The organism is Weissella confusa, from assembly GCF_004766315.1.
In the GTDB taxonomy this organism is placed as follows: domain Bacteria; phylum Bacillota; class Bacilli; order Lactobacillales; family Lactobacillaceae; genus Weissella; species Weissella confusa_A.
This window is the reverse complement of the sequence record NZ_PVSN01000014.1, coordinates 25,651-37,153: the sequence shown is the minus strand read 5'-3', so window position 1 is coordinate 37,153 and position 11,503 is coordinate 25,651. Positions and strand designations below refer to the sequence as shown.

Annotated in this window: 9 protein-coding genes and 1 other annotated feature; of the genes, 2 read left to right on the top strand and 7 right to left on the bottom strand. The window is 45.7% G+C overall.

The genetic code is table 11. From position 1 onward, the window contains the following. Positions 1–251 precede the first annotated feature (251 nt). The 4 genes from mltG to C6P11_RS02255 form a co-directional block, all read right to left on the bottom strand. Positions 252–1,442 (bottom strand): endolytic transglycosylase MltG, encoded by a 1,191-nt coding sequence (mltG, locus tag C6P11_RS02270; protein WP_135518265.1) that lies wholly within the window; start codon positions 1,440–1,442, stop codon positions 252–254. A 99-nt stretch (positions 1,443–1,541) separates the two neighbouring features. Beyond that, on the bottom strand, positions 1,542–3,965 hold the full coding sequence (gene pheT / locus C6P11_RS02265; RefSeq protein WP_135518264.1) for a phenylalanine--tRNA ligase subunit beta: 2,424 nt from the start codon (positions 3,963–3,965) through the stop codon (positions 1,542–1,544). 9 nt (positions 3,966–3,974) lie between these two features. Beyond that, positions 3,975–5,015 carry a phenylalanine--tRNA ligase subunit alpha gene (pheS, locus tag C6P11_RS02260; protein WP_135518263.1) on the bottom strand — a complete coding sequence of 347 codons (1,041 nt, stop codon included), beginning with the start codon at positions 5,013–5,015 and terminating at the stop codon, positions 3,975–3,977. Positions 5,016–5,073: 58 nt separating this feature from the next. Continuing rightward, positions 5,074–5,279, bottom strand: a binding site (T-box leader). Between the two features lie 96 nt (positions 5,280–5,375). Further along, on the bottom strand, positions 5,376–5,708 hold the full coding sequence (locus C6P11_RS02255; RefSeq protein WP_135518262.1) for a winged helix-turn-helix transcriptional regulator: 333 nt from the start codon (positions 5,706–5,708) through the stop codon (positions 5,376–5,378). Positions 5,709–6,082: 374 nt separating this feature from the next. On the opposite strand from C6P11_RS02255, the gene C6P11_RS02250 reads away from it, so the two are divergent. Next, entirely contained in the window at positions 6,083–7,279 is a 1,197-nt protein-coding gene (locus C6P11_RS02250) for an MFS transporter (protein WP_280950180.1), read from the top strand. A 39-nt stretch (positions 7,280–7,318) separates the two neighbouring features. On the opposite strand, the gene C6P11_RS02245 is transcribed toward C6P11_RS02250, so the two are convergent. Further along, a complete protein-coding gene (locus C6P11_RS02245) occupies positions 7,319–7,798 on the bottom strand; it encodes an HD domain-containing protein (protein WP_003609299.1) in 480 nt (159 codons plus the stop codon). 55 nt (positions 7,799–7,853) lie between these two features. Then, on the bottom strand, positions 7,854–8,624 hold the full coding sequence (locus tag C6P11_RS02240) for a TrmH family RNA methyltransferase (protein WP_135518261.1): 771 nt from the start codon (positions 8,622–8,624) through the stop codon (positions 7,854–7,856). 95 nt (positions 8,625–8,719) lie between these two features. On the opposite strand from C6P11_RS02240, the gene femX reads away from it, so the two are divergent. Next, the gene (femX, locus tag C6P11_RS02235; protein ID WP_135518260.1) at positions 8,720–9,736 is read left to right on the top strand and encodes a UDP-N-acetylmuramoylpentapeptide-lysine N(6)-alanyltransferase; all 1,017 of its coding nucleotides are present in this window, start codon (positions 8,720–8,722) and stop codon (positions 9,734–9,736) included. Between the two features lie 43 nt (positions 9,737–9,779). Here femX and C6P11_RS02230 read toward each other — a convergent pair whose 3' ends face one another. Continuing rightward, complete coding sequence (locus C6P11_RS02230) at positions 9,780–11,501, bottom strand: hypothetical protein (protein WP_135518259.1); 1,722 nt, start codon at positions 11,499–11,501, stop codon at positions 9,780–9,782. Positions 11,502–11,503: the final 2 nt, after the last annotated feature.

Genomic DNA, 11,503 nt, shown 5'->3' with positions numbered 1-11,503 from the left:
TATCTTTAGCCATGTTAGTTGCCCTTTCTTTCCCGTGTTTCCGCGTTTTTTATTCGGAATAATTGGGATTCACCCAACTCTCTTAATCTCGCAAATCTATCTTTTGTCCGATATTTCCTACTCTAAGTAAAGTATAAAGATATTACTCAGAAAAAACTCATTTCGCGACTTGGAATTGCAACGTTTATGTCATAAAGAAGCAATAAAAAAGACACCCTAAGCAAACGCTTAAGATGTCTTGATATCTGTAATTACTTTGATGATGAAGATGCTGATGAATTTGATGCATTCTTAGCATCTGCTTCATTTCCAACTGATTGGTTTGTTGCTTCCAAATCACCTGACTTGCCCAAGTGCTCGTCATAGTCCTTTGAGTAGTAAACCTTACCAGTCTTCAAGTTAGCTACGAAGTACAAGTAACCCTTATCACGGTCAGAAGGGTTCAAAACCGCATCAACTGATTGTGATGATGGGTTGTTGAATGGTCCAGGACCGTAACCTGAGAACTTATACAAATTGTATGGATTGTCTGATGAAACATCATCGTTCGTCAAGTTCGTCTTGTTCGTATCCAACGCGTACTTCGTTGCAATATCTGATTGCAATGGCATGTTAATAGCCAAACGGTTTTCAAAGACACCTGCAATTGTCTTACGACTTGCTTCGTCAATTCCTTCACGCTCAACCAATGACGCCAACGTCAACACTTGGTGCACGGTCATGCCTGACTTCTTAATGGCGTCAAACTTGTCCTTCATTTGCACGTAGTCTTGGTAAACCATTTGGTTGATCAACTCGTTAACAGTCTTAGCCGTCTTCCAGTCATAAGTTGCTGGGTACAAGTATCCCTCCAACTTGTAACGGATGTCACCTGCTTGTTGGCTATCCACTTCAGAATCCAACAAACCAGGGTAAGCTTCCTTCAAGCGGTTGAAGAAGTCTTGGTCGTTAACGGCCTTCAAGAACTCATCCTTCGTGAAGTTTGTCTTCTCACCAACCTCAGTCGCAATGTTTTCAATCGTCTCACCTTCGCGAACGGTAATCGTATCCTTACCGTTCAATGGGTAAGCAGCTCCACCTTGACGCAATGACTTTACAATTGTCTTCACATCATCAGCTGGGCTAAACAAGTAGTACCCTGCCTTCAAATCTGAGACATTGTTCACCGTCACATAGTTCATGAAAGCACGTTCTGAACGCAAAACCTTTGCCTTGCTCAATTCAGATGTAATTTCTGATGCTGTGGCACCAGACTTAACTTGCACTTGAACATCCTTCTTATTCTTAACATTCAATGCTGAATAATCCGTCTTATCCTTTTGAATGGTGTAGTATTGGTACCCACCAACACCAGCGCCGATAAGCAGAATCACAATCACAACCAACGAAATCCAAAGTCCTTTGCGAGACTTTTTGCCGTTGATGCGGGCTAAATCTTCCATTTCTATCGTTCTCCTTAAAATGCAATGACAGCAAAAAGCCATCCGTTACTAGTTAGTATACCAGTAACGGATGGCTTTTAAATAATTGATTGACAATTTTTAACGAATTTCGGCGCTAAATTGGTCAGCCAACGCAGCGGTAATGTTTTCAACAGCTGCGTTAATGTCTTCATCAACTAACGTCTTTTCAACGTCAACGAATGTCAATGCGTAAGCCAATGACTTCTTGTCATCAGCCACGTTTTCACCTGTGTAAACGTCAAATAGTTCAACATCGTGCAACAACTCACCACCAGCGGCGACGATGGCAGCGCGCAATTCAGCGGCTGGCACATCGCGATCAACCAAGATGGCCAAGTCACGAGAAACGGCTGGGAAGCGTGATACCACTTCATAACCGTCCTTCACCTTTGGCAAGTCGAAGATGGCATCCAAGTTCAACTCAAAGGCGTACGTTTCGTTAACCTTGTAAGCCTTAGCCGTCAATGGGTGTACTTGACCGATAAATCCGATCAACGTCTCGCCAACGTAGATGTCAGCCGTACGACCTGGGTGCATTTCAGCACGCTCAGTCGTTGGCACAAAGCGCACCTCTTCAGCCAAAGCGTAGTTAGCCAATAGACGCTCAACAATGCCCTTCAAAGCGAAGAAGTCAGCCTTTTGTGCACCTTCTGCCCAAGTACGTAGCAAGACGTTACCTGTGATAACACCGGCAACGTGCTCGATTTCAGCTGGCAATTGGTTGGCATCCCCATTAGAAACGAAGACACGACCTTGCTCATACAAAGCCACATCAGCTTGCTTACGAGCAACGTTGTACGCAACGTCATCAAGCAAACCAGTCAACAAGCTACCACGCGTTTGTTGGCGGTCTTGTGACATTGGGTAGTCCAATTGAATTGGTTGCCCATCATGCAATTGGAAGTTGTTAGCCTTCTCAGGTGTCGTCAACACGTATGAAATCGCTTGGTTCAATCCCAAACCTTCCAAGTCGTGGCGCGTTGCACGAATCAAGGCTTGCTTTGGCGTCAACTTACCTGGTGTCGTTTCACCAGTTGGCAATGTTGCTGGCAAGTTGTCGTAACCGTACAAACGGGCGATTTCTTCTACCAAGTCAGATTCAATCGTGATGTCCCAACGACGGGCTGGCACAGTCACAGTGAATTCACCATCGTTCAACTCGTAGTCGAAGAACAAGCGATCAAAGATAGCTGAGATTTCAGCATCCGTGATTTCCGTTCCCAATACGTGGTTAACGTGGGCAGTCGTCACCTTAACAACTGGTGCTTCGTAATCAAAGTCTTGTGCAACAACACGACCTTCAGTCACATCACCACCAGCGATTTCAGCAATCAAAGCTGCCGCGTGATCCAATGCCGTAAACGTATCTTCAACGTTCACACCACGTTCGAAACGCGTTGATGCTTCTGAGTGCAAGTTTTGGTCACGAGCAGCGTGACGGATGGCCTTAGGCTCAAAGATAGCCCCTTCCAAAACGATGTTGGTCGTCTTAGCAGTAACTTCAGTTGACTCACCACCCATAACACCAGCAAACATCAATGCTTCATCACCAGCGGCAATCACAATGTCACCTTCTGATGCTTCACGCTCAACGCCGTCCAATGTCTTAATCTTTTCAGCAGGCTTAGCCGTACGAACCGTAATATCCTTGCTTGGCAAGGTATCCAAGTCAAAGGCGTGCAATGGTTGACCGTACGTCAACAACATCAAGTTCGTCACGTCGACAACGTTAGAAATTGGACGAATTCCCATCGTCCACAAACGGCGTTGCAACCACAATGGTGAATCCTTGACTTCAACGTTCTTAACCACACGCAAGGCGTACTTAGGGGCCAAGTCAGCTGGTGCCGTAGCTGAAATCAAGTCTGCCGTCTTCTCTGACGTTTCCGTCAATTCGAACGTTGGCAACGTTGGCTCTTCTGACAAGATGGCTGCAACTTCCCAAGCTGTACCGTTCATTGAGAACAAGTCAGCACGGTTAGGCGTAATACCCGTCTCAAGCACGTCATCATCCATACCCAAAACATGCAAGGCATTCTCACCGGGTGTCAATTCAGCTGCATCAACGTCGTTAAAGACCCAGATACCTTCTTCAAAGTCCTTAGGGGCAACCTTGTCGTCAAAGCCAAGCTCTTGCAAAGCCGTCAACATACCGTTTGAGACTTCACCACGTAGCTTACCCTTCTTAATCTTTTGGCCACCGCCAACGATTGAGTTGTGCTTAGCCAAAATAACCGTTTGACCCTCGGCAACGTTTGGGGCACCCGTCACGATTTGGATAGGCTCATCCTCACCAGCATCCACTTGGGTAATCACCATGTGGTCTGAATCTGGGTGAGGCACAACTGACAATACCTTGGCAATCACGATATTCTTCATGTTTGCTTGTGGTTGGTATTGTCCTTCAATTTCAACAGTCGTACGTGAAATCTTCTCGGCCAACTCGTCAGCTGGCAACTCGATTGGCAAGTAATCACGCAACCAATTTACAGAAACCTTCATTTTGTTTGCTTATCCTTTCTGGTCAAATTGCGTCAAGAAACGCACGTCGTTCAAGTAGAAGTTACGGATGTCTTCGACACCATACTTCAACATTGCAAAACGGTCAGGTCCCAAGCCAAAGGCGAATCCGCCGTAAACTTCCGGGTCAACACCGGCCATGCGCAAAACGTTAGGGTGCACCATACCAGCACCAAGCACTTCGATCCACTCGATGTCTTCAGGGGCCATGTCTGGTGTCACAGCGTTCCATGACACGTCAACTTCAACTGAAGGCTCCGTGAATGGGAAGTATGAAGGACGCAAACGAATTTCGTGGTCCTCACCGAACAACTTACGGGCAACTGCCAAAAGCGTTCCCTTCAAGTCACCCATCGTGATGTGCTTGTCGATAACCAATCCTTCCATTTGGTGGAATTGGTGTGAGTGCGTGGCATCGTCTGTGTCACGACGGTAAACGCGACCTGGTGAAACCATCTTCAAAGGTCCAGCATTAAAGTCGTGTGACTCCAATGTACGAGCTTGCACAGGAGACGTTTGCGTACGCATCAAGATTTCAGGCGTGACGTAGAACGTATCTTGCATATCACGGGCTGGGTGATCCTTTGGCAAGTTCATCATCTCAAAGTTGTACTTATCTTGCTCAACTTCAGGACCTTCAATGACTTGGTAACCCATGCCAAGGAATTGATCTTCCAATGACTCAATGATTTGTTGCAACACGTGTGGTTGACCTTGTACAGTCGCACGACCTGGCAACGTAACATCCAACGTTTCAGCTGCCAATTGGGTATTCAAAGCTGCCTCTTCCAATGACGTTTGACGTGTCGCAATGGCCTCAGTCAAGGCATCGCGTACCTCGTTAGCCAAAGCTCCCACAACAGGGCGCTCTTCTGGCGTCAAATCCTTCATACCGCGCAACACTTCAGTCAACGGTCCCTTTTTACCAAGCCAGTTAACACGCACTTGGTTCAAAGCCTTCAAGTCAGTCGTTGCTTCAATCTCGCCCAATGCTTGATCGCGCAATTGCGTGAGCTCGTCTTGTAAACTCATGGTTTGTCTCCTTAGAAAATAAAATCAAAATAAAAAGTCCCTGCGACAAATAACTTGTCACAGGGACGCTCATTAACGTGGTACCACCCTACTTTAGTCGTCACTTAAGACGGCCCTCGGACATCCGTTAACGGTGATGAACCGCAAAGGCCTTGCAACCAATGAACTCCTGACTGAAATTCAGTTTTAATGTCGATGGGATTTTCACCAGCGCCCACTCTCTAAAACGACATACCAACTTACTAGGTCATTCAAAGTTTCTTATATTATTGTACAACATTATCAGTCATTCGCAACCGGTATGCAAAAAACCAGCGAACGCGTTCCCCCTTGTTCACTGGTTTTAATGTCACTGATTAATTAGGCGTTCCAGTTGTCTGACCATTCGTGAATGGCAGCCATCATAGGACGCATTGACTCACCATGCTCAGTCAAAGCGTATTCAATCAATGATGAGTCTTCATATGTACGACGCTCAACGATTCCAGCTGCTTCCAATTCCTTCAAACGCTCAACCAAAACACGGTCTGAGCACTTCGCCACAGCTTGCGCCAAATCCTTGAAACGACGTGGGCCGTTGTTCAACAATACTTCGATGATCAAGCCATTCCACTTACGTCCCAAGATATCAAACGTTGCGATAAACTTGTCGCACAATGTGTTTGCTACTACTTCATGTGATGCTACTGCCATAATTACTGTCTCCTAATACTCTAGTTCTAATCGGATTTTTATTTATATTTTATAAGTTATTTAATTGTAACGCTCTTCACAAATTAAGTCACGTTTCCGTACTCGGAAAAAGGACAACTTGTGCGACACGTTTCTGTTTTTTTCTCACTTTTGATACTTACATTATAAAACCAGAATTGTGATTTTTTTACGAATAAACTCTGCACGAAATAAAGACAAACTATGCACGAGCCTTGATTTACATAGGGTTAAACGTTTTAAACGGTTGTCGAATTGACGTTTTTCAATACAAAAATTGTCCTTCTAAAACGATTAACTATGAAGACGATTTTTTTGAGGTGTATACTAAAAATTTGTTTTTTATAGAAAGTTAGGTGTTTATTACGTCTCAAAAATCAGATTCCCGTATCTTTAATGCAACGTTTATCCAGCTCTTTGTTATTCAAATTTTGGGCATGGTAACGTTCTATAGTCTTTTTGTCATTATCGGCCCCTACACTGTGGCAACGTATCATGTCAGCAATGCCATGGCTGGTCTGGTGACCGGTATGACAATTATTGGTACGATGATTGCTCGCTTTTCAGCTGGTATCTTAACCACCAAGTTCAGTGCGCGCCAATTGACCATCATTAGTATGGCAATTTTGGTTCCTGTGCTACTGGCCTATCAGCTACAAGGCAGTTTGATTTATTTGCTTGTTGTCCGTTTCATCCAAGGATTGTCAGTCGGGATTACCGGTACTGTGACAAACACAGCTGTCATCAACGTCATTCCAACCGAGCGACGCGCTGAAGGAATTGCCTATTTCTCTTTGGCCACAATCCTTGGTACGGCGTTCGGTCCTTTCTTGGCTTTGTTGATCACGCAACACGCTTCATATAGTACGCTATTCTGGCTTGAGTTCTTGACTGGTTTGGTCGCTTTAATCGCATCCCTATTCGTCAAGTCAGACAAGGTTTACATTGAAACCAAGCCGGTCGCTAAGCAAGCCAACCAACGTTTCGACATTCGTACCTTGATGGAACCACGTGTATTGCCAATTTCATTGACCCTTGGTTTCGTGACAATTGGTTACGCTGCTTTGCAAGCCGACTTGGACTTCTTCGCAAGTCAATTACACTTGGTGACGTTCGCGTCATACTTCTTCTTGGTTTACGCTTTCGTCATCTTGCTATCTCGTCCGCTCGTCGGTCGCTTGATGGATCGCAAGAACGAAAACTACGTCATTTATCCGTCATTGGTTATTCTAGCGATTGGATTGCTACTATTGGCCACAATGGTAAACGGTTGGATGATGTTGCTAGCTGCCATCTTCATCGGTGTCGGTTTCGGTAACTTCCAGTCTGCGGTCCAATCAACCACCTCACAAATGATTCCGGCTGATCGTTTGACGCAGGCCACAGCAACCTACTTCATCGCCTATGAAGCATCACTTGGTTTCGGTCCTTCAATTATCGGACTTTTCGAACCTTACCTTGGTTATCGTCACCTCTTTATGGTCATGGTCGCCATTACGGTAATCGGCTTGGTTGTTTACCACTTGGTACACGGCCGCCGTGTGAAAGCATAATAAAAGAGCGCATCGTTGGATGCGCTCTTTTATTATGCTTTAATGTGCATGGAACAGTCGCTTGACGCGGGCTGATGCCGGTGAGAAAAACTCAGCGACCGCCATATAATCATCGACCAAATCCAGCAAAAAGCTTTCGCGATAATGTGGTAGCGCAGCCGTTGCGCCCCACATATGCTTCAGGATAATATCCTTTTCCATCGGTGATAGCTGCGTAATCTTCTCAGCGTTTCTTAGTGAAACACGGGGATGAATAAACGCATGCGTTCCTAGCTCGAACTTCGTGGTACGCCAATCATAAAAGAAGAGATCGTGCAAAATACCAGCTCGTGCGACCGCAGTTGCATTCAAGCCAAGACGTAATGCCCACTTGTAGCTTACATATGAAACCGCAATTGAATGGGTTAGCCGATCCGAGTGGTGGTGTTGGGTGTAATTAGCCAACTCTTGCACTTGGGGATGGGCCAACAAATCTTTCACGATATTATAATACGCGGTATCGCGTTGCCAATCTTGCATATAAAAGCCCCCTCTTTGCATGATTAACAGTACCTTATCAACCTCAAACTAGGCTTTAGCGTGCCTTCAACGCGAACATCGCAATACCAGCTGCCACACCAACGTTTAGTGATTCAGCTTGGCCAGAAATTGGGATGTAAAGATTCTTCGTTGTCATCTTGGCCAATTCAGGATTCATACCTTGACCTTCGTTTCCCATAATCAACGCAAATTGTGTTTGCGCTGGAATAGTGAACAAGTCGGCGGCTTCTGGATCCAATTGTGTACCATAGACGTTCATGTCGTTTTGCGTAAATGCTGCCGTCCACTCTTGCAAGTTTCCAGTCGTCAACGTCATGTGGAATTGTGATCCTTGCATAGCACGCAATGCCTTTGGTGAATAAGGATCAACTGATCCATCCCCAAACACAACACCGGCAAAGCCAGCTGCGTCTGCCGTACGAATCATTGTCCCAACATTACCCGGATCTTGAATCGCATCTAAGAACAACCAAGCCCCGTCGTGAATAAATTGTGGCTCACGCGTTGCTGTTGGCAATGAGACTTCCGCAAAGATACCTTGTGGCGTTACCAAGTCTGATAGCTTCTTAGCGATATCGGCCGTAATTTCAAATACCGGTACCCCAATTGGCAAGTCATCTTGGTGTTCTGCCAATTGTTCTGGTGTTGCCATAATTGCGTGCAACTTACCATCGTGTTGAATGGCCTCTTGGACCAAATGCCAGCCATCAAGCAAATATGTCTTACTTGCTTGGCGACCCTTCTTCGTTTGCAACTTTTGCCATGACTTAACACGGCCATTTTGTACTGATGTAATAGTTTCCATAAGAGTTATTATACTCTGAAACTGGTAAACTTGCCTATGTTATAATTTACTCAGATTGAATGAGACTGTTTTTCAGTTAGAAAGAAGGAAAAACAATGCCAGTTTTGGATATGAATGATGCAGCTGCTGTTGAACGTTTTACGACGTTTGTCCGCAACTCAAAGTTCGGCCAAGTGACACAAGACTTGGGCTGGGCACACGTTAAGAACAATTGGGAGCCACGCCACGCGTACGTTGAAGACGCTGACGGCAACATCATCGCTGCCATTTCACTATTGTTGACACAAACGCCAACCGGTAAGAAGTTTGCCTACGCATCAAAGGGACCAGTGATGGACGTTACTGACCTTGATTTGTTGGATAAGTTGGTTGCAGAAGCTAAGCTCGCTGTAGCCGATGATGATGTGTACGTCATTCGTATGGATCCTGAGGTGCCTTACTCAGATGAATTTAACGACGCTTTGCGTGCCCGCGGTTACGAAACACGTAACCGTAACGTGGCTGACCAAGGGATGCACGCCACAATCCAACCACGTTTGAACATGGTGATTGATTTGACGGCTAAGCCAGATGCCAAGGAAACGTTGGATTTGTACCCTTCTAAGACGAAGTCAAAGTTGAAGCGTCCCGTACGCGATGGCGTGACTGTTCGTTGGGCCAACGACGAAGCTGCCGTTGATGCCTTCTTCGAGACATACGCCGGTATGGCCCAACGTCACGGTATCTCACACCGCCCAAAGGAATACTTTGAGCGTATGCGTGAAGCCTTTGCTGATGATGATATCATGCGTATCTACATTGCCGAACGTGAAGGCGAATTGCTTTCAACTGGCATGGGCTTTAAGTATGGTGACAAGATTTGGTACATGTATGCCGGTTCATTCGACGGTAACATCTACTACGCACCATACGCTGTTCAAACGGCTATGATTCAATGGGCCATGGATTCAGGTGTTCCATTGTACGACATGGGTGGTATTGAAGAAGCGTCAGATCAAGATGGTTTGTTCGTCTTCAAGCGTACATTCGTTAAGGATGACCCACGTGAATACATCGGTGAAATCGACGTCGTTGTTGACGAAGACGCCTACACAGAATTAGTTCGCAAATAAACAAAATGCAGTCTGCCAAAATCGGTAGACTGCATTTTTTGTTTTATAGCGCATCCATTGCGATACGAATAATTTTCGTCATCCCCGCGTTTGGTGTCACTTGAATATTTTGTCCGGCTCGTTGCGCTTCCCACGCAGCCTTAACCGTATGGTGATGTGAGCCGTTAATCAAGACGATGCCGACATCATATCGGTTCGCTTGAATTTCATCAATCACCTTACTCTCCGTGTACTTAGAACCATCTAGCCAGGTTGCTTGTCCGCCAACTTCATTAATCTTGTTGGCGGCATTCTTGGCACTGGCACCAAACCAAGACACAATCAACACACGCTGACCAAACAGACTTCGCTCGAGCTCACTGTCAGTGGTACTCTTTTCATCTTCGGTAACCTTTATTTCTGGCAACTTACCAAGACTGCGCAACAGTTGTACAGCATGCATGTCTGTTCGAACTCGTGCTGAATACGTCTCTTCCGCATTCAAGCTCGCTTCATCAAGGCCGTTGGTATCAATTTGATCCATGCCAGCCAAGTGACCTTGCGTATCAATAAAGTAGCGATCATCATCTTCAACATAGAAGCGTCCCTGAACCGGCATCCACAAAGCAACATCATCGTTCGTCAAATCGTTATATGTTTGGACAAGCAACGGCAACTTGCGGTAGGCCGCTAAATTATCACGGGTTAAGTGCGCAATCAGCTGTGATAGGGCTTCTGAATCCGTCACTGGTACAGTCTTGGTCATCACAACCGGTTCAGCTTGTTTCGTGACAATTCGTACCGGTTGCGGTGTCTCAACCGGCGTTTCCTGTACCGGCATTGCAGGCTGTTGCTCCAATTCAGCAATACGCACCGCCAATGTTCGAATCACAGTATCCTTGTAATCCGTATTGACTGGCACTGTTTGTGCCTTTGCCTGTTGCGTGGCATGTATTTGCGCCAATGATTCATTCGCTTCATGCAACGCTTCTTCAAGCTCAGTAATCCGACCACTTTCATTGCGATGCAAATTTTCGTATTCCGCAACCTGATTCTTCAGCTCTTCAAGTCGGGTTGCTTGATGTTCCAAATCCAATTGACGTTGGTGAGAAAGCTGTTGCGTCGCTTGTTGCGTTGCTTGTGCAGTCTCCAGTTGATTTGATAATGCAGCCGTCTCTTGGGTCGTGACTGCATTCGCCTGCTTTAGTTCACGCTCAAGTTCTTGGACGCGTTCACTTGCCGCAACATTTTTGGCCTTCAACGTTTTATTTGCCTTTTCCAATCGGTCAATTTGGCTCTTCAATGCTGCGACATCCTCACTTGGATCTTGTGGTTCAGCTGACTTAGCTTGCGGTGTCGCAGTCATTCTAGTTCGTGGCACTCTAGCCTCGGTGAGCGCATCCCGAAACAGCTGGAGTCCATCCCCTTCATCGCGAACCTGATAGGCAAAGCCATAGACACGGCGGGATGACACAACATTTTTTGAATTCTCCCAAACATAAACCAGTTCTGGTTTTGAGGTTAATGTCAGCCGAATGGTTATCTCAGCCAACAACTCGTTTACATCATCCTCAGAGGCACGCAAAGCTTCTGCCAATGGTGATGCCAGTGTCTTTTTAACTTCATTTTGGTCAGCCGCCGGTATGGCATAATGATATCTTTTTATCAGTTTATCTGTTTCTTTGGCCAACTCTAAATTATCGACAAAAAATTTTTCACCACTTGATAAACCAGGATTGCGGTTCATTTGTTTGCGTATCTTTTTTGCTAGCTTATTTCTGTCCATTT

Coding starts and splice junctions, on each gene's coding strand:
- C6P11_RS02230 (WP_135518259.1), bottom strand. CDS start 11,501: ATGGACAGAAATAAGCTAGCAAAAAAGATACGCAAACAAATGAACCGC.
- pheT (WP_135518264.1), bottom strand. CDS start 3,965: ATGAAGGTTTCTGTAAATTGGTTGCGTGATTACTTGCCAATCGAGTTG.
- C6P11_RS02245 (WP_003609299.1), bottom strand. CDS start 7,798: ATGCAAGATTGGCAACGCGATACCGCGTATTATAATATCGTGAAAGAT.
- pheS (WP_135518263.1), bottom strand. CDS start 5,015: ATGAGTTTACAAGACGAGCTCACGCAATTGCGCGATCAAGCATTGGGC.
- C6P11_RS02255 (WP_135518262.1), bottom strand. CDS start 5,708: ATGGCAGTAGCATCACATGAAGTAGTAGCAAACACATTGTGCGACAAG.
- mltG (WP_135518265.1), bottom strand. CDS start 1,442: ATGGAAGATTTAGCCCGCATCAACGGCAAAAAGTCTCGCAAAGGACTT.
- C6P11_RS02240 (WP_135518261.1), bottom strand. CDS start 8,624: ATGGAAACTATTACATCAGTACAAAATGGCCGTGTTAAGTCATGGCAA.
- femX (WP_135518260.1), top strand. CDS start 8,720: ATGCCAGTTTTGGATATGAATGATGCAGCTGCTGTTGAACGTTTTACG.